The sequence below is a fragment of the Pseudomonas sp. FR229a genome (assembly GCF_030209115.1).
Lineage (GTDB): Bacteria > Pseudomonadota > Gammaproteobacteria > Pseudomonadales > Pseudomonadaceae > Aquipseudomonas > Aquipseudomonas moraviensis_A.
Map to the genome: position 1 here is coordinate 125,743 of NZ_JARVSP010000021.1, position 18,492 is coordinate 144,234.

The following is an 18,492-nucleotide window of genomic DNA, read 5'->3' on the forward strand; positions in this document are numbered from 1 at the left end:
TCCGGTTTAGTAGGCGTAACGCAACAGTGTGTGTGGCAGGTGGCGCAAGACGAAAAAACCGAACAGGGCCACCATCGATGGCAGGATCAACCACCAGATCCTGAACGGCATCGGGTCGAGTGACGTCTGCCGCTGGCTCAGCCATAACATCGCGGCGCAGACGCAACTGGCGAGCATTGCGCCAGCGAGGATATCGGTGGGCCAGTGCGCGCCCAGATAAACCCGCGACAAGGCGATCGACAGCGCCGGGATACAGGCAATCAGCAGCCAGGTCAGGCGCATGCGTGGCGGCTGTCCGCGCCCGGCCAGCACGCCGAGTGTCAGGAACAGGGCAAACGCGCCGGATGCGTGGCCGCTGGGCATGCTGTAGGTGGTCAATGGATCACTGAGCACCTCTGGGCGTACCCGGGCGAAAAAGTATTTGGTTCCGGTGTTGGCCATCGCCGTGATGAGCATGGTGGAGCCGGCGAACATCGCCTGGCGCCATTGCTTGCACAGCAACAGCAGCACGACGAGCAGGGCGCTGAACAGCAGCATGTTGCGGAATTCGCCGATCAGGGTCAGCGTCACGGCGATTTCGTCCAGCGCTGGCTGGCGGTGCTCCTGCACCAGGGTCATCACGCCATTGTCGAGCGCGGTCAGGTACGGATAGCCGATGAACAGGCCGATCAGGATCAGCAGGCTCATGCTGCCGATCCAGATCGTCGCGCGACGATGACGACGCACACTGCTGTTGACGCTCAGGCCGACCATCACTGCCACGCTGGCGGCGACGATGCCGGCCTCGAGCCAGAAACCTTCGGGCAGAGGAAGGCGGAACGCAGCACCTGTGGCCCAGCCGGGCAGCAGATAGGCCAGGCTCCAGCCGGCGGCTGCGAGCAGGCTGACGGCGAAGAAACGCGGGAACGGCATGTCGCACATCCCCGCGACCATCGGCAGCATCGGCCGCAAAGGACCGATGAAACGCCCGACCAGCAGGCTGGCGATGCCATAGCGCTGGAAATACGACTCGGCGCCTGCCATCCATTCCGGGTGGTGGCGCAGCCCGGGGAGGCGGCGGATGTTCTGGTGGAAATGGCGCCCGAGGAAATACGAAATCAGATCGCCGAGGATGCCGCCGAGAAAGCCCAGCAACAGCGTTTCGCTCAATGACAGCGCGCCGCTGCCGGCCAGAACCGCCACGGCGAACAACAGCACCGTGCCCGGGACGATCAGCCCGGCAATCGCCAGACATTCCACGCACGCAACGATGAACACCGCTGCGGCCAGCCACTGTGGATTGGCGCCGAGCCATCCGGTGATGCTATCGAGCCATGGGCCCATAGAGAAAACTCCATCCAATCTTTAATTGATCGTTACGCGTTTGACTTCTGACCTGTGGGAGCGAGCCTGCTCGCGAATGCGGTGTGTCAGACGATAGAAGCGTTGGCTGGCACGACCCCTTCGCGAGCAGGCTCGCTCCCACACGGGGACATCATCTATTTGCGGATTCGGCGTCAGCTCCGGGAAGCAGGCAATAATCCCGGCCTTCGACCTGACCCCGTCGCAGCGGGTTCCGCGTGCACCATTGGGCATACGCGGCGTCAACGAAGCGATACATCAAGTGTTCATCGCGGCCCAGCGGAATGCCCAGCCGGGTGGTCTGGATAATGTGTGTCGGCGCCGCCCCGGCGTCCTCGACCAGCAACAATTCATGGTCGAAACGCTTGGCGTCCCACATCGGCACTTTCAAACCCAGCGCCTTGCACAGCAATGTCTGCCCGGCGCAGAGTTTCTGCGTCGGACGCGGCCGGCCCTGGGCATCGGGGTTGTTCACCAGCATCTGCGCCAGACTCGCCGGGCCGCTGACTTCATCGACCCATGGATAGGCGGACTTGATCAAAACGGCATTGCCCGGCCCCTGGGCGCTGAAGTTCAGCGAATCGCCGCCACGGGCGTAGTACATATAGATGTGCCCGCCATCCAGAAACAAAGCCTTACGTTTTTCTGTATAGCCGAGGGAGGCGTGGCTGCCTTTTTCCGCGCAGTAATAAGCTTCGGTTTCGATGATCCGCGCACTCAGCCACAGATCGCCGACGCGGTGACGGATCACTTTACCGAGCAGAGCCTGCGCCAGTACCTGGGCGTCGCGGTCGAAAAAACTGTCCGGCAGGCCCACGGGCAGGCGCGCGGACTCGGGACATAGGGGCACGTTGGTCATGATGGGCAAGGTTTATCCAGGCTCAATGAGGTCGTGATGATAACAACGCTGAGCTTAATTACGTCTGAACGACGGGCAAACGCAGCTCATTTCGACCATCCGCCCGTCACCGCTGTTAGTCCCGGGACGCGACAGCTATAATCTGCCGCTTTCCTCTTTGCCAAGACCCCAGCAGACCATGACTGAGTCCGTTCTTGACTACATGACCCGATTGGGTCGCGCCGCCCGCGCTGCCTCCCGGGTCATCGGTCGCGCCAGCACCGCGCAGAAAAACCGCGCCTTGCAGGCTGCCGCCAATGCTCTGGATGCTGCGCGCGCCGAGCTTGCTGCCGCCAATGAGCAGGATCTGGCAGCCGGTCGCGCCAACGGTCTGGAACCGGCATTGCTCGAGCGTCTGGAACTGACCCCTGCACGCATCGACGGGATGATCGTCGGCTTGCGCCAGGTCGCAGCACTGGCGGATCCGGTCGGCGCGATCCGCGACATGAGCTTCCGTCCGTCGGGCATTCAGGTCGGCAAGATGCGTGTCCCGCTGGGCGTGATCGGGATCATCTACGAATCCCGCCCGAACGTGACCATCGATGCCGCCAGCCTGTGCCTGAAGTCCGGCAATGCGACCATCCTGCGCGGTGGCTCCGAGGCGATTCATTCCAACCGGGCGATTGCCGCCTGCATCCAGCGCGGCCTGGCCGAGGCTGAATTGCCCGCCGCCGTGGTGCAAGTGGTGGAAACCACTGACCGCGCCGCCGTCGGTGCGATGATCAGCATGCCTGAATACGTCGACGTCATCGTTCCGCGTGGCGGGCGTGGCCTGATCGAGCGCATCAGCCGCGATGCCCGGGTGCCGGTGATCAAGCATCTGGACGGCATCTGTCACGTTTACGTCAGCGCACACGCCGATCTGGCAAAAGCCCAGCGCATCGCTTTCAATGCCAAGACTTACCGTTATGGCATCTGCGGCGCGATGGAGACCCTGCTGGTCGATCAGGCTGTTGCAAATGACTTTCTGCCAGCAATGGCCGCGCAGTTCCGCGAAAAAGGCGTCGAGCTGCGTGGTTGCGAGCGTACCCGGGCGATCATCGAGGCTGTAGCCGCCACCGAGGACGACTGGCACACCGAGTATCTGGCGCCGATCCTGTCGATCCGCGTGGTCGACGGCCTGGAGCAGGCGATCGAGCACATCAACCATTACGGCTCCCATCACACCGACTCTATCGTCAGCGAAAACCTCGCCGACACCCGCCGGTTCGTGGCGGAAGTCGATTCGGCCTCGGTGATGATCAACACACCGACCTGCTTTGCCGATGGATTTGAATACGGATTGGGTGCCGAGATCGGCATTTCTACTGATAAGCTGCACGCCCGCGGCCCGGTGGGCCTCGAGGGGCTGACCTGCGAGAAGTACATCGTGGTCGGCGACGGCCAGTTGCGCGGCCAGGCGACGGTCTGACTTGACCGACCTCGACCTGACAGCGCCGCACACCGGCAGCGAGTCGCGCCCGCAACGCATTGGCGTACTGGGCGGTACGTTCGACCCGGTGCACATCGGCCATTTGCGTGGCGCGCTGGAAGTCGTCGAAGCGTTGGCGCTGGACGAGTTGCGCCTGATGCCGAACGCGCGGCCGCCGCATCGCGGTACGCCGCAGGTGTCGGCGCAGGATCGGCTGGCGATGGTCGAGTGTGCGGTGGCCGGATTACCGCCGCTGGTGGTGGACGCCCGCGAATTGCAGCGGGACAAACCGTCCTGGACCATCGATACCCTGGAGTCGCTGCGCGCAGAGATGCCCGCCGAGACCCAGGTCTTTCTGCTTTTGGGCTGGGACGCATTTTGCGGCCTGCCCACTTGGCACCGCTGGGAAGAGTTGCTCCAGCATTGCCACATCCTGGTGCTACAGCGCCCGGACGCCGACAGCGAACCGCCGGATGCCTTGCGCAACCTGCTGGCAGCGCGTTCGGTGAGCGACCCGCTGGCCCTGAAAGGGCCGAGCGGACAGATTGCATTCGTCTGGCAGACACCGCTCGCGGTTTCCGCCACCCAGATCCGTCAACTGCTGGCCAGCGGTAAGTCGGTACGTTTCCTGGTGCCCGACGCGGTCCTGGCCTACATCGATGCGCACGGTCTGTACCGTGCGTCGAACTGAACAAGGCGTGCTTCACCGATGCGGATTACCGTATCCCCAAGCCGCCGAATACATGAGCAAAACGAGTTTCATATGACTGATAAAGATCTACCGAAAGTAAAGCGCAAAGGCACGTTCAAGAGCGCACCACTGCCGGAAGCCGTCAACACCAACGAGCCGCTCAAGGGCGACGAACTGGTCAAGATTGCCGTCGCCGCGCTGGAAGACGTCAAGGCCCAGGACATCCAGATCATCGATGTGCGCGACAAGCAGAGCATCACTGACTACATGATCATCGCCACCGGTACTTCCAATCGCCAGATCAACGCGATGCTCGACAAGGTCCGCGAGGAAGTGAAAAAGCAGGGCGCCAAGCCGCTGGGCGAAGAAGGCAAGGGCGACAGCGACTGGGTGCTGCTCGACCTCGACCTGGTGATCGTGCACATGATGACCGCCTCGGCGCGTCAGTTCTACGACCTGGAGCGCCTGTGGGCCGGTGCCGAGCAAAGCCGTGCGGCTGATGCCAAGCACCACAGCCCGGAGAACACCCACGAGCATTTCACCAAGCTCAACAAAGACCAGTTCTAAGGGATTGCTGTGCGACTGCGCCTGATCGCCGTCGGTTCACGCATGCCCAAGTGGGTGGAAGAAGGCTGGCATGAATATGCCAAGCGTCTTCCATCCGAGCTGGCGCTGGAACTGGTGGAAATTCCGCTCAACACCCGTGGCAAGAATGCCGACGTGGCCCGTTTCATCCGCCAGGAAGGCGAAGCCATGCTGGCCAAGGTCGGGCACAACGAGCGGATCGTCACGCTGGAGGTTCACGGCAAGCCCTGGAGCACCGAGCAACTGGCGGTCGAACTCGATCGCTGGCGCCTGGATTCGCGCACGGTCAACTTCATGGTCGGCGGCCCGGAAGGGCTGGCACCGGAAGTCTGTGCCCGCGCCGACCAGCGCTGGTCGTTATCGCCGCTGACCTTGCCGCACCCGTTGGTGCGGATTCTGATCGGCGAACAGTTGTACCGTGCCTGGACCGTGTTGTCCGGCCACCCTTACCACAAGTAAGCCTGCCCTCATGTCTCAGCCGATCCGCATCAAGGACCACGAAAAGGACGCCCGTCTGGTGCGCAGCCGTGTCGTGTTCGGTGCGATCGTGATCGTGTCGCTGATCTGTGTGCTGATCGCGCGCCTGTATTACCTGCAGGTGATCCAGTACGAGTACCACTCGACCCTGTCGGAAAACAACCGCGTCCACGTGCAGCCGATTCCGCCGACGCGCGGGCTGATTTTCGACCGCAACGGTGTGGTCGTGGCCGACAACCGGCCGAGCTTCAGCCTGAGCATGACCCGCGAGCGCTCCGGCGACTGGCAACAAGTGCTCGACGTCATTGTCGAGGTGCTGGAGCTGACGCCCGAGGACCGGGTGATCTTCGAGAAACGCATGCGTCAGGGGCGCCGGCCGTTCGAGCCGGTACCGATCCTGTTCGAGCTGACCGAAGAACAGATCGCCCGGATCGCGGTGAACCAGTTCCGCCTGCCCGGGGTGGAAGTGGTCGCGCAACTGGTCCGGCATTACCCGCAGGGCGCGCATTTTGCGCACTCGGTGGGCTACATGGGGCGGATCAACGAGAAAGAGCTCAAGTCGCTGGATCCGGTCAACTACAGCGGCACCCACCACATCGGCAAAACCGGCATCGAGCGTTTCTACGAGCCGGAGTTGCACGGTCAGGTCGGTTACGAGGAAGTCGAGACCAACGCCCGTGGCCGCGTGTTGCGCGTGCTCAAGCGCACCGATCCGATTCCCGGCAAGGACATCGTCCTGAGCCTCGACATCAAGTTGCAGGAAGCCGCCGAGGCCGCACTGGGCGGGCGACGCGGCGCGGTGGTAGCGCTCGATCCGAAAACCGGCGAGGTGCTGGCGATGGTCAGTCAGCCGAGTTTCGACCCGAACCTGTTCGTCACCGGCATCAGCTTCAAGGCTTACGCCGAGTTGCGCGACTCCATTGATCGGCCGCTGTTCAACCGTGTGCTGCGCGGCCTGTACCCGCCGGGCTCGACGATCAAACCGGCGGTGGCGATTGCCGGTCTCGACGCTGGCGTGGTCACGGCTTCCAGCCGAGTGTTCGACCCGGGCTATTACATGCTGCCCAACTACGATCACAAGTACCGCAACTGGAACCGCACCGGTGACGGCTTCGTCGACCTCGATACGGCGATCATGCGGTCCAACGACACCTACTTCTATGACCTGGCGCACAAGCTCGGCATCGATCGGCTGTCGACCTACATGAACAAGTTCGGCATCGGCCAGAAGGTTTCGCTGGACATGTTCGAAGAGTCCCCGGGCCTGATGCCGTCTCGCGAATGGAAGCGGGCGACGCGCAAACAGGCGTGGTTCCCCGGCGAAACCCTGATTCTCGGGATCGGCCAGGGCTACATGCAGTCGACTCCGCTGCAACTGGCCCAGGCCACGGCGCTGGTGGCGAACAAGGGCATCTGGAATCGTCCGCACCTGGCCAGGTCCCTCGACGGGGTCAAACCGGTGGATGAAAACCCGATGCCGAACATCATCCTGCGCGACCCCTCCGACTGGAACAAGGTCAACCATGGCATGCAGCAGGTGATGCACGGGGCCCGTGGTACCGCGCGCAAAGCGGCGATCGGTGCGCAATACCGTATCGCCGGCAAGTCCGGTACCGCGCAGGTGGTGGCGATCAAGCAGGGCGAGAAATACGACCGCTCCAAGGTCCAGGAACGCCACCGCGACCACGCCCTGTTCGTCGGCTTCGCCCCGGCCGATGACCCGAAAATTGTCGTCTCGGTGATGGTCGAGAACGGTGAGTCCGGCTCCGGCGTGGCCGCGCCCGTGGTACGTCAGGTCATGGATGCCTGGTTGCTCGACCAGGACGGCCATCTGAAAGCCGAGTACGCCAGCCCTATCACTGCGGAGGCCACGGCCCGTGATGAATAATTTTGATCGCATGCTCTCCAGCGAGGATGTGATGCGTCGCCGCGCGACGTTGCTGCAAAGACTGCATATCGATGGCCCGCTGTTGATCCTGTTGCTGATCCTCGCCGCCGGCAGTCTGTTCGTGCTGTATTCGGCCAGCGGCAAGAGCTGGGATCTGCTCGGCAAGCAGGCGACGTCGTTCGGCATCGGCCTGGTGGCGATGATCGTCATCGCCCAGCTCGAGCCGCGATTCATGGCCCGCTGGGTGCCGCTCGGCTACGTGATCGGCGTGGTGTTGCTGATCGTCGTCGACATCATGGGCCACAACGCCATGGGCGCCACGCGCTGGATCAACATCCCCGGGGTGATCCGCTTCCAGCCCTCGGAATTCATGAAAATTCTCATGCCGGCGACCATCGCCTGGTATCTGTCGAAACGCACCTTGCCGCCGCAGCTCAAGCACGTCGGCATCAGCCTGATGCTGATTGGTGTGCCGTTCATTCTGATCGTGCGCCAGCCGGATCTCGGCACATCGTTGCTGATTCTGGCTGGTGGCGCCTTCGTCCTGTTCATGGGCGGCCTGCGCTGGCGCTGGATTCTCAGCGTGCTGGCGGCGGCGGTGCCGGTGTCGGTGGCGATGTGGTTCTTCGTCATGCACGACTATCAGAAGCAGCGGGTCCTGACCTTTCTCGACCCGGAAAGCGATCCGCTCGGCACCGGCTGGAACATCATTCAGTCGAAGGCGGCGATCGGTTCCGGCGGCGTATTCGGCAAAGGCTGGCTGCTCGGCACCCAGTCGCACCTCGATTTCCTTCCGGAAAGCCACACCGACTTCATCATTGCCGTGCTGGGCGAAGAGTTCGGTCTGGTGGGGATTTGTGCACTGCTGCTGATCTACTTGCTGTTGATCGGTCGCGGGCTGGTGATCACTGCCCAGGCGCAAACGCTGTTCGGCAAATTGCTCGCCGGCGCGTTGACCATGACTTTTTTTGTTTACGTTTTCGTCAACATCGGTATGGTCAGTGGCCTGTTGCCGGTCGTGGGGGTGCCGTTGCCGTTCATTAGCTACGGAGGAACTTCGCTGGTGACGCTGCTGTCAGCGTTTGGGGTTTTGATGTCGATCCATACCCATCGCAAGTGGATCGCACAGGTTTGAATAAGGTGAAGAGTGCAATGCAAGCAATGCGTGGCTGGGCGACTCGATGCGCGCCGCTGGTTGGCCTGATGGGCCTGCTGGGGAGCGTGCAGGAAGCGCTGGCCGGCGACTATGAAGGCTCGCCGCAGGTGGCCGAATTCGTCGGTGAAATGACCCGCGACTACGGTTTCGCCGGGGAACAACTGATGGGTGTGTTCCGCGAGGCGCAACGCAAGCAGTCGATTCTCGACGCCATCTCCAAACCCGCCGAACGGGTCAAGCAGTGGAACGAATATCGTCCGATGTTCATCACTGACGCGCGCATCGCCCGGGGTGTGGACTTCTGGCGTCAGCACGAGGCGACCCTGGCCCGCGCCGAGCAGGAATACGGCGTGCCGGCACAGGTCATCGTGTCGATCATCGGCGTCGAGACCTTTTTCGGACGTAATACCGGTAATTTCCGGGTGATCGATGCGTTGTCGACCCTCGGCTTCGACTATCCTCCCCGTGCCGAATTTTTCCGCAAGGAACTGCGTGAGTTCCTCCTGCTGGCCCGCGAAGAGCAGGTCGATCCGCTGACCCTGAAAGGCTCGTACGCCGGGGCCATGGGCCTGCCGCAGTTCATGCCGAGCAGCTTTCGCGCCTACGCAGTGGATTTCGACGGTGACGGCCACATCAATATCTGGAACAACCCGGACGATGCGATCGGTAGCGTCGCCAGCTATTTCAAGCGCCATGGCTGGGTCGCCGGTGAGCCAGTGGTCAGCCGCGCCGATGTGCGCGGCGAGCAGGTCGATGAAGGCCTGACCACCGGTATCGAGCCAGTGAAAACGGTCGCAGAGTTGCGGGCGCTGGGCTGGTCAAGTCATGATGCGCTGCGCGATGATATGCCGGTTACCGCATTTCGCCTCGAAGGCGACAACGGCCCTGAATACTGGATGGGCCTGCAGAATTTCTACGCGATCACGCGTTATAACCGCAGCGTGATGTACGCCATGGCCGTACATCAACTGTCTGAACAGCTGGTACAAGCACGGGGCGTCAAGTAATGCAGGCATTGCCTAACAATAAACCCCTGAAGCTGGTGGCTTTCGCTGCGTTGGCAGTCCTGGTCGCCAGTTGCACGACCAGCCGCACGCCGACACAGAAAACCCCGTCCACCGCGGTCCGCGCCCAACCGGGCCTGGACATCAACCGCGCGCACAAAGACGGCGCGCCGTGGTGGGACGTCGATGTCTCGCGCATCCCCGATGCGACACCGACCCTGCACACCGGCCCGTACAAGGCCAACCCTTACACGGTGTTGGGCAAGACCTATTTCCCGCTGCAGGAATCCAAGACCTACGTGGCCTCGGGCACGGCGTCCTGGTACGGCACCAAGTTCCACGGTCAGAACACCGCCAACGGCGAAGTGTATGACCTGTACGGCATGAGCGCCGCGCACAAGACCTTGCCACTGCCAAGTTACGTTCGGGTGACCAACCTGGACAACCACAAGACCGTGATCCTGCGCGTCAACGACCGTGGGCCGTTCTACTCCGATCGCATCATCGACCTGTCCTACGCGGCGGCGAAAAAACTCGGCTATGCCGAAACCGGCACCGCACGGGTCAAGGTCGAAGGCATCGATCCGCAGCAGTGGTGGGCGGCCAAGGGCCGTCCGGCGCCGCTGATGCTCAACGAGCCGCAAGTGGCGCAGAATAGCGCCCCGGTGATCACCGCTTCGGCCGGTACTGTCGAGCAGTGGACGCCGCCGCCGCAGCAGCACGCGGCGGCCGTGGTGCCCGTGCAGATCGATGCAAAAAAAAACGCTTCTGCACCAGCGTCTGGCCAGTATCTGCAGGTGGGCGCGTTCGCCAACCCGGACGCTGCCGAACTGCTGAGGTCGAAGCTCAGCGGGATGGTGAGCGCGCCGGTGTTCATCAGCTCGATAGTGCGCAATCAGCAGACCCTGCACCGGGTACGCCTGGGGCCGATCGGCTCGCCGGGTGAAATCGCCCAGGTGCAGAACAGTGTGCGGCTGGCCAATCTGGGTTCGCCCAGCGTGGTCACCGAGTAATACGTAGACCTTGATTGACGGTTCACTTGCGGTATTCGGGGGGTGAACCAGGTTGTTGGCTCGTCGAAGAACAAAAGCCCGGCAAGGGTGACTGGAGTGAGCAACTGAACACGCGATGGCCCGTTAGAAGGCTGTCTGAATAAGTTTTGCCTTCGGGCAAGTTTCCATTAGCGATTTCGAGAGACGGATGAACATCACCACCTTTGCCAAACGCCTGTGTCTGCTAGTCCCGCTGCTCCTCTCGCCAGCCGCTTTCGCGGCCGAGATGATGCCGTCGCCACCACAACTGGCCGCCAAGGCCTATGTTCTGATGGATGCCAGCAGCGGCAATGTGCTGGTCGAAAACAACGGCGACCAGCGTCTGCCACCGGCCAGCCTGACCAAGCTGATGACCGCGTACATCGCGACCCTGGAAATCCGTCGCGGCCAGATCGGTGAAAACGACCCGGTGACCGTCAGCGAAAACGCCTGGCGCACCGGCGGTTCGCGGATGTTCATCAAGGTCGGCTCGCAGGTGACTGTCAGCGACCTGCTGCACGGCATCATCATCCAGTCCGGTAACGACGCCAGCGTCGCCCTGGCCGAGCACATCGCCGGCAGCGAAGACGCATTCGCCGACCTGATGAACAAGACCGTCACCGAACTGGGCATGACCAATACCCACTTCATGAACCCGACCGGTCTGCCGAACCCTGAGCACTACTCGTCGGCCCACGACATGGCGATCCTGGCCCGCGCGATCATCCACGAAGACCCGGCTCACTACGCGATCTATTCGCAGAAGGAGTTCTTCTGGAACGGCATCAAGCAGCCTAACCGCAACCTGCTGCTGTGGCGCGACAAGACCGTTGACGGTCTGAAAACCGGCCACACCGACGAAGCCGGCTACTGCATGGTGTCCTCGGCGGTACGTGACGGCCAGCGCTTGATCGCCGTGGTGTTCGGCACCAACAGCGAAGTGGCCCGCGCCGCTGAAACCCAGAAGCTGCTGACCTACGGTTTCCGCTTCTTCGAAACCCAGACCTTCTATCAGAAGGGTACTGAACTGGCGCAGGCGCCGGTGTGGAAAGGCACCACCAGCCAGGTCAAGGCCGGCCTGGCACAAGACCTGACCATGACCCTGCCGAAAGGCCAGCTGAAGAAGCTCGCTGCCAGCATGACCATGAACCCGCAACTGGTTGCGCCAATCGCCAAGGGCGACGTGATCGGTAAAGTCGAAGTCAAACTGGAAGACAAGGTGGTGCACAGCGCCGACCTGATCGCTCTGGATGGCGTCGAGGAGGGTGGTATCTTCCGCCGCATGTGGGATAGCATCCGTCTATTCTTCTACGGCTTGTTCAACTGATTCAGTGTTGACCTGCATGGCCCCGCCCCGATCCGGTGCGGGGCCATGTGCGTTACCACGGCTTAAGAGGCCGTTACGCCATGACCGATACCGAAGTAAAGGCGCCAAAGATCGAATTTCCGCAGACTGATTATCCGATCAAGGTGATCAGCGACACGGGCGTCGGCAACAAAGACCAGATCATCGACATCGTCAAGAAACACGCGACCATCAACGATGAGCGCATCGACGAGCGTCAAAGCACCAACGGCAAATACACCACCATTCAGTTGCACATCGTCGCCACCGACCAGGATCAGCTGTACAACATCAACAGCGAACTGCGGGCGACCGGCTTCGTGCACATGGTGTTGTGATGCACGGCACGCTGGGCTTTCGCGAGCTGGGCCAGATGGCTTACGAGCCGGTCTGGCATGCCATGCAACGCTTTACCAACGAACGCGGTCATGCTGCCGCCGACGAAATCTGGCTCGTCGAACACCCGCCGGTGTTCACCCAGGGCCAGGCCGGCAAGGCTGAACACCTGTTGCTGCCGGGAGATATTCCGGTGGTGCAGGTCGATCGTGGCGGCCAAGTGACTTATCATGGCCCCGGGCAACTGGTGGCTTATCTGTTGCTGGATGTGCGCAAGCTGGGTTTCGGCGTGCGTGATCTGGTCAGCCGCATGGAAGCCTGCCTGATCGAACTGCTGGCCAGCTACGGCGTCACCGCTGCGGCCAAGCCAGATGCTCCCGGCGTGTATGTCGATGGAGCGAAAATCGCTTCTCTGGGTTTGCGCATTCGCCACGGTTGTTCCTTTCATGGCCTGGCCCTGAACGTGGATATGAACCTGGAACCGTTTCGACGGATTAATCCCTGCGGCTACGCCGGGCTGGCCATGACCCAGCTGAGCGATCACGCAGGATCGATTGAATTTGCCGAGGTAAGTGCCCGGCTGCGCGCGCAGCTCGTCAAACACCTCGACTATGCTGAGCAGACGACCCTCACGGGCGGAATCGACTGATATGACTACTGATGCAGTGCAAACCATGATCCCGACGCTCGACGTGACCGAGCGCCCGGCCCCGCGTCCCAAGGTTGAAGCCGGCGTCAAGCTGCGCGGCGCCGAGAAGGTTGCACGCATCCCGGTCAAGATCATCCCGACCACCGAACTGCCGAAGAAACCTGACTGGATTCGCGTGCGCATCCCGGTTTCGCCGGAAGTCGACCGCATCAAGAGCCTGCTGCGCAAGCACAAGCTGCACAGCGTCTGCGAAGAGGCATCCTGCCCGAACCTCGGCGAATGCTTCTCCGGCGGCACCGCGACCTTCATGATCATGGGCGACATCTGCACCCGTCGCTGCCCGTTCTGCGACGTTGGCCACGGCCGTCCGAAGCCACTGGACGTCAACGAGCCGGAAAGCCTGGCCATCGCCATCGCCGACCTCAAACTCAAATACGTGGTGATCACTTCGGTGGACCGCGATGACCTGCGTGACGGCGGTGCCCAGCACTTTGCCGACTGCATCCGCGAAATACGCAAACTGTCGCCGAACGTGCAGCTCGAGACCCTGGTCCCGGACTACCGTGGCCGCATGGACATCGCGCTGGAAATCACCGCCGCCGAGCCGCCGGATGTGTTCAACCACAACCTGGAAACCGTGCCGCGCCTGTACAAGGCTGCGCGCCCGGGTTCGGATTACCAGTGGTCGCTGACGCTGCTGCAGCGCTTCAAGCAGATGATGCCGCACATTCCGACCAAGTCCGGCCTGATGCTGGGTCTGGGCGAGACCGACGAGGAAGTCATCGAAGTCATGAAGCGCATGCGCGAACACGACATCGACATGCTGACTCTCGGCCAGTACCTGCAACCGTCGCGCAGCCACTTGCCGGTGCAGCGTTTCGTGCACCCGGACACCTTCGCCTGGTTCGCCGAAGAAGGTTACAAGATGGGCTTCAAGAACGTTGCATCGGGCCCGCTGGTACGTTCCTCGTACCACGCCGACGAGCAGGCGAAGCTGGTCAAGGCCGAGCTGCTGGGTTCCTGATTCAGCGCCGAGGAAAAATGCCCGCCGAGGTCTGATCGCCCGGCGGGCATTTTTTTGCCCGGCTTACATTCGCTGCTGATTTTTCCTTCAATGTACGGCGTGGCTGATCCTCTTCTGTTTGTTCACGTTCCTGACTAATGTGTGAGCATCAATTCACAGGGAGATCCAAGGATGACCGTTCGACCGACCCATACACTCTGCCCGCACAAAGCCGTGCCCGCACTGCCCTCGGAAGGGCTGATCGGCGTCATTGCGCCTGCCGGCCCGGGTGCTCTGGACACCGATAAGGCGCTGCAATGGATGCGCGCACGCGGCTATGGGCTGAAGGTGTTTCCCGGCGTCTACGAGAAGGACGGCTATCTGGCCGGCAGTGATGACGTGCGTCTGCGCGATCTGCACGCGGCGTTCGCTGATCCCGACGTCGACGCGATCATTTGCCTGCGCGGCGGCTACGGCACGCCGCGTCTGCTCGACCGAATCGATTACGACCTGCTGAGCCGTCACGCCAAACCCTTCGTCGGCTACAGCGATATCACCGCGCTGCATCTGGCCATCAGTCGCTACGCCGGATTCGTGACCTTTCACGGGCCGTTGCTCAATGCCGACCTGCTGGGCGACAAGGAGCCGCCGACCGTCACTTCATTCTTCGCCATGCTCCGCGGGCAAATGAAGACGGGCAGTGTGCTGAGCCATCCGGCGGCTTATCCGCTATCGACCGTCGAGCCGGGCATTGCCCACGGGCGTTTGCTGGGAGGCAATCTGGCGATGATCGCCGCGACCCTCGGCACGCCTTACGAGATCGATGTCGACGGCGCGGTTCTGTTCATCGAGGACATCAACGAGCCGCTGTATCGTATCGACCGTCTGCTGACCCAGATGCGTCTGGCTGGCAAGTTGGCCAGGCTGCGCGGTGTGCTGGTCGGTGATATCGCCGGGGTCGATCTCGAGGCGCTGAATCGCTTGCTCAAGCAGACGTTTGAGCCGTTGCGGATTCCAGTGTTGTCGGGCTGGCGCAGTGGCCATTGTGATCCTAACCTGACGCTGCCATTGGGCGCGCTGGTGCGGCTGGATGCGGGGAAGCAGGAGTTGATGCTGGAGCAGGATGTGGTCATCCGATAATTCGGGTGAGGTTCAAAAGATCGCAGCCTTCGGCAGCTCCTACATGGATTGACGAGCATCCTGGAGGAGCTGCCGAAGGCTGCAATCTTTTGATTTGTTCTATTGGCTACGCAGGCTCTCAAGCAACTTGTGCGTCGGATAACCATCCGCCGGCCACCCCAGCGCTTGCTGCGCGCTGCGAATCGCTTTGCGGGTGTTGGCGCCGATAATCCCGTCAGCCGTGCCGGCGTCGTAATTACGCGCGCTCAACAGCGTCTGCAGTTCGATGCGCTCGGTACGGCTCAGCGGCAGGTCATCTTTCGGCCAGTTGCCATTGATCAGGCCTGCACCTTCGAAACGCTCGGACAACAGACTCACTGCCAGCGCATAGGACGACGAATTGTTGTACTTGAGAATCGCCCGGAAGTTGTCGAGGATCAGAAACGCCGGGCCACGATAGCCGGCGGGCAGCAGCAGGGCGGCGGACAATTGTTCTGAACCTGCCGGAACCTGAGCGCCGTTCGGCAGGTTCACGCCCAGTTGCCGCCATTCAGCCACGCTTTTACGAATCGCGCCGTCCGCCAGGGTGTAGTTGAAACCGCTCGGCAGCTGCACTTCGAAGCCCCATGGCTGGCCACGCTGCCAGCCCGAGCTTTGCAGGTAATGCGCAGTCGAAGCCAGCGCATCCGCCGGGCTGCCCCAGATGTCGCGGCGACCGTCACCGTCAAAGTCCACCGCATGGGTGTTGTAGGTGGTGGGAATGAACTGCGTCTGGCCCATTGCACCGGCCCAGGAACCCAGCATCTTCTCCGGTGTGATATCGCCCTGTTGCAGAATCTGCAGGGCGGCGATCAATTGCGCGTGAGCAAAGCCCGGGCGACGCCCCTCGTAGGCGAGCGTGGCCAGCGAGTTGATCACCGACTTGCTGCCCTGGAACTGGCCGAAATTGCTTTCCATGCCCCACACCGACACCAGCGCCTGGCGATCAACGCCATAACGCTGTTCGATGCTTTGCAGAATGTCGGCGTACTGGTTGATCAACGCCTGGCCCTTGCGCACACGCAACGGCGACAACGCGCCGTCGAGGTATTCCCACACGGGGCGGGAGAACTCTGGCTGACTGCGATCGGCACGAATCACGCTGGCGTCGAAGCTGACATTGGCAAATGCCTGATCGAACAGCTCGGCACGAATCCCCGCGGCGAGGGCATCCTTGCGGAAACCGGCCTGCCATTCGGCAAAGGTCTGGGTCGGTTGAATATCGAGCGGGTCGGTGGACGGCACTACCGGCGGAATGATCGCTGGGGCCGTGGTGACCGGGGCGGCTTGAAGCGGTTGTGCATCGGCGGCGGTGGGTTTTTCCGCGCAGGCGACAAGCAGAATGAAGCTGGAGGCAGCGATCAATTGGCGAACAGGCCAACGACGGGAAAGACTTGGGGGCATGCACAGTTCCAGGGGAAACGAATCAGGTGCAGACCTTAACATGAGCGGGGGGTAGTGCGCTTCAGGCAGCCAGAAAACAAGAAGCCTCCCAGTTGTCAGACTGGAAGGCTTCGCGGCGGTAGCTGCCTTTGCCCTTGGAAGGTCGTTCCAGGCGGCTGCGGAACAAGGGCTGGGCGACGATGGATTTGGCCTTGTTGGGGCCATGCTTTGCAGGCTTTTTGCTCATGAGGGTTCTCTCGGTGAGGTGAGTTTTGCGGGGGGAATAATCTGCCGATGTCGGGCATCTGTCTATAGGACAAATATGGGCAGTGTTTGTAGGAAAACAAGATCAAAAGATCGCAGCGTGCCGCAGCTCCTACAGGGATCGGTGTAGGAGCTGCCGAAGGCTGCGATCTTTTGATCTTATTCAGCAGGCAATGACAGTCGCTGGCCTGACATCAATAAAGCCAGACGGCTAAGGCTCATCCACGGCGAACCCGCGGCCTGACCCTTGATCTGCGCATCGATACGCTGGGCTTCGAGCAGCAACTGCGCCCAGCGTTGCGCCGAATAGCGTTGCAGGGCCTTGCTCATCAGCGGCTTGCGCTTGTCCCATACCGGCGGTTTCGCCTGGCTGAAGCACTTGTCCAGCGGTGTGCCCTGGCTGTATTGCAGGGAGATATTGGCCAGCAGGCGCAACTCCCGCGCCAGCGCCCAAAGGATCACAGGCGGCTCGACGCCTTCACCGCGCAGACCTTCGAGCATGCGCAGGGCGTGAGCCGGTTCGCCGTTGAGCACCGCGTCGGTCAGGCCGAACACGTCAAACCGCGCACTGTCGGCCACGGCGGCCTGCACGGTTTCGACGGTGATCTGCCCACCTTCGGCCATCAACTTCAGCTTTTCGATTTCCTGGGCGGCGGCGAGCAGGTTGCCTTCGACACGCGCGGCAATCAATTCGACAGCGTCCTGACTGGCCGACAGGCCTGCCTGTGACAATCGTTGACGAATCCAGCTCGGCAGCTGATTGGCATCCACCGGCCAGATCTGCACGAACTGGGTTTGCTGGCCTTCGACCAGGGCCTTGCCCCACTTGGTTTTCTGCGCACTGCCATCGAGCTTCGGCAAGCTGATCAGCAGCAGCGTATCTTCGGCGGGGCGCGAGCAATATTCGATCAGCGCGGCCGCGCCTTTGTCGCCCGGTTTGCCCGACGGCAGACGCAGCTCCAACAGGCGTTTTTCGGCGAACAGCGACATGCTGGCACCGGCCTGCAGCAACGTCCCCCAATCGAAATTGGCGTCGGCGGCGAAGACCTGACGTTCGTCAAAACCTTGCTGGCGAGCAGCACTGCGGATGGCATCGGCGGCTTCCTGACATAGCAACGGGTCATCGCCGCTGATGATGTAGACCGGCGCGAGTGCGCCTTGCAGGTGTTTGCCGAGTTGCGCGGGGGTGAGCTTCATAAGGAAGGGCGAGCGGGGCGCCTGAGCGCCCCGGCCGTCTTACTGCTGCGGGATTTCGAGCGGCGACTGACGCGGAGTTTCCGCTTCAGCCTTTTGTGCCGCTTCCAGCGCGTCGGCTTCGGCCTTGGCGCGGTCATTGGCGGCTTGCTGCAGTTGCTGCAATTGCCCCGGAGTCAGCTGTTGCAGACGCAGCATCATGCGCTGTACCAGTTCGCGGCGGATTTCGCGACGGGCATCGTTGGCTTCCTGATCGGAACCGACGAGGTTGTTGCCGTCATGAATGAAGACTTTCTGCACTTCGAGCTTGTCGCTGAGCAGCGACAGGTTCTTCTCGCCGCGGATATCGTAGCTCAGCACTGTGCTGACCTGATATTCGCCTGTACGACCGGCACCGGCGTAGCTGAGGATGCGCTGGCTTTCCTGCTCGTCAGCCAGAAACAGCTTGTACGGCGCGCCGCTGTAGATCTTGACGCCACTGGACTCAAGCACCTGACGCAGTTGCGTCACGGTTTCGCCGTAGGCGTTACGCGCGCTCAGGTCGAGTTCCTTGATCGACAGTTCGTTGGTGCCGGTACCACGCAACTGGAAACCGCAGGCGCTCAGCAGAACGGCGAGGCCCATCACCAGCAGATTGCGTTTGATCATTGTGTTGCTCCCCTTGAAACCAGGTGAGCC

General features: G+C 61.9%; 19 protein-coding genes. 13 read left to right on the forward strand and 6 right to left on the reverse strand.

Annotated elements, in window-relative coordinates; translation table 11 throughout:
• Nucleotides 1-6 precede the first annotated feature (6 nt).
• Together QRN33_RS16995 and QRN33_RS17000 are read right to left on the reverse strand one after the other, a co-directional pair.
• Nucleotides 7-1,323 (reverse strand): bifunctional DedA family/phosphatase PAP2 family protein, encoded by a 1,317-nt coding sequence (locus QRN33_RS16995; protein ID WP_042610587.1) that lies wholly within the window; start codon nt 1,321-1,323, stop codon nt 7-9.
• 151 nt (nt 1,324-1,474) lie between these two features.
• Nucleotides 1,475-2,200, reverse strand: coding sequence for a DNA-3-methyladenine glycosylase (locus QRN33_RS17000; protein WP_042610586.1), 726 nt, complete (start codon nt 2,198-2,200; stop codon nt 1,475-1,477).
• A gap of 178 nt (nt 2,201-2,378) precedes the next feature.
• On the opposite strand from QRN33_RS17000, the gene QRN33_RS17005 reads away from it, so the two are divergent.
• The 13 genes from QRN33_RS17005 (at nt 2,379) to QRN33_RS17065 (ending at nt 14,955) form a co-directional block, all read left to right on the forward strand.
• Nucleotides 2,379-3,650, forward strand: coding sequence for a glutamate-5-semialdehyde dehydrogenase (locus QRN33_RS17005; protein ID WP_042610585.1), 1,272 nt, complete (start codon nt 2,379-2,381; stop codon nt 3,648-3,650).
• 16 nt (nt 3,651-3,666) lie between these two features.
• On the forward strand, nt 3,667-4,341 hold the full coding sequence (gene nadD, locus QRN33_RS17010) for a nicotinate-nucleotide adenylyltransferase (protein WP_376779090.1): 675 nt from the start codon (nt 3,667-3,669) through the stop codon (nt 4,339-4,341).
• Nucleotides 4,342-4,413: 72 nt separating this feature from the next.
• Nucleotides 4,414-4,908: a ribosome silencing factor gene (rsfS, locus tag QRN33_RS17015; RefSeq protein ID WP_016773024.1), complete on the forward strand. Its 495-nt coding sequence runs from the start codon at nt 4,414-4,416 to the stop codon at nt 4,906-4,908.
• A 9-nt stretch (nt 4,909-4,917) separates the two neighbouring features.
• Nucleotides 4,918-5,385, forward strand: coding sequence for a 23S rRNA (pseudouridine(1915)-N(3))-methyltransferase RlmH (gene rlmH, locus QRN33_RS17020; RefSeq protein ID WP_011063671.1), 468 nt, complete (start codon nt 4,918-4,920; stop codon nt 5,383-5,385).
• 10 nt (nt 5,386-5,395) lie between these two features.
• The gene (gene mrdA, locus QRN33_RS17025; RefSeq protein WP_285409405.1) at nt 5,396-7,291 is read left to right on the forward strand and encodes a penicillin-binding protein 2; all 1,896 of its coding nucleotides are present in this window, start codon (nt 5,396-5,398) and stop codon (nt 7,289-7,291) included.
• 31 nt (nt 7,292-7,322) lie between these two features.
• Nucleotides 7,323-8,426 (forward strand): rod shape-determining protein RodA, encoded by a 1,104-nt coding sequence (gene rodA / locus QRN33_RS17030; protein WP_042610663.1) that lies wholly within the window; start codon nt 7,323-7,325, stop codon nt 8,424-8,426.
• Between the two features lie 17 nt (nt 8,427-8,443).
• Entirely contained in the window at nt 8,444-9,454 is a 1,011-nt protein-coding gene (gene mltB / locus QRN33_RS17035) for a lytic murein transglycosylase B (protein ID WP_042610581.1), read from the forward strand.
• On the forward strand, nt 9,454-10,464 hold the full coding sequence (locus QRN33_RS17040; RefSeq protein ID WP_065615618.1) for a septal ring lytic transglycosylase RlpA family protein: 1,011 nt from the start codon (nt 9,454-9,456) through the stop codon (nt 10,462-10,464). Before mltB ends, QRN33_RS17040 begins: the two co-directional genes overlap by 1 nt.
• Nucleotides 10,465-10,651: 187 nt before the next feature.
• Entirely contained in the window at nt 10,652-11,809 is a 1,158-nt protein-coding gene (locus QRN33_RS17045) for a D-alanyl-D-alanine carboxypeptidase family protein (RefSeq protein WP_016773028.1), read from the forward strand.
• Between the two features lie 80 nt (nt 11,810-11,889).
• The gene (locus QRN33_RS17050) at nt 11,890-12,165 is read left to right on the forward strand and encodes a DUF493 domain-containing protein (protein WP_042610580.1); all 276 of its coding nucleotides are present in this window, start codon (nt 11,890-11,892) and stop codon (nt 12,163-12,165) included.
• The gene (lipB, locus tag QRN33_RS17055; protein ID WP_116658304.1) at nt 12,165-12,812 is read left to right on the forward strand and encodes a lipoyl(octanoyl) transferase LipB; all 648 of its coding nucleotides are present in this window, start codon (nt 12,165-12,167) and stop codon (nt 12,810-12,812) included. The genes QRN33_RS17050 and lipB overlap by 1 nt, the downstream gene beginning before the upstream one ends.
• A gap of 25 nt (nt 12,813-12,837) precedes the next feature.
• The gene (gene lipA, locus QRN33_RS17060; RefSeq protein ID WP_160768663.1) at nt 12,838-13,836 is read left to right on the forward strand and encodes a lipoyl synthase; all 999 of its coding nucleotides are present in this window, start codon (nt 12,838-12,840) and stop codon (nt 13,834-13,836) included.
• A 171-nt stretch (nt 13,837-14,007) separates the two neighbouring features.
• Complete coding sequence (locus QRN33_RS17065) at nt 14,008-14,955, forward strand: S66 peptidase family protein (RefSeq protein ID WP_123420044.1); 948 nt, start codon at nt 14,008-14,010, stop codon at nt 14,953-14,955.
• A 99-nt stretch (nt 14,956-15,054) separates the two neighbouring features.
• Here QRN33_RS17065 and QRN33_RS17070 read toward each other — a convergent pair whose 3' ends face one another.
• The 4 genes from QRN33_RS17070 to QRN33_RS17085 form a co-directional block, all read right to left on the reverse strand.
• Nucleotides 15,055-16,377 carry a lytic murein transglycosylase gene (locus QRN33_RS17070; RefSeq protein ID WP_042610577.1) on the reverse strand — a complete coding sequence of 441 codons (1,323 nt, stop codon included), beginning with the start codon at nt 16,375-16,377 and terminating at the stop codon, nt 15,055-15,057.
• 61 nt (nt 16,378-16,438) lie between these two features.
• Entirely contained in the window at nt 16,439-16,603 is a 165-nt protein-coding gene (gene arfA, locus QRN33_RS17075) for an alternative ribosome rescue factor ArfA (RefSeq protein WP_285409406.1), read from the reverse strand.
• Between the two features lie 176 nt (nt 16,604-16,779).
• Complete coding sequence (holA, locus tag QRN33_RS17080) at nt 16,780-17,817, reverse strand: DNA polymerase III subunit delta (RefSeq protein ID WP_252875156.1); 1,038 nt, start codon at nt 17,815-17,817, stop codon at nt 16,780-16,782.
• Nucleotides 17,818-17,856: 39 nt separating this feature from the next.
• Nucleotides 17,857-18,462, reverse strand: coding sequence for an LPS-assembly lipoprotein LptE (locus QRN33_RS17085; protein WP_042610574.1), 606 nt, complete (start codon nt 18,460-18,462; stop codon nt 17,857-17,859).
• Nucleotides 18,463-18,492 lie beyond the last annotated feature (30 nt).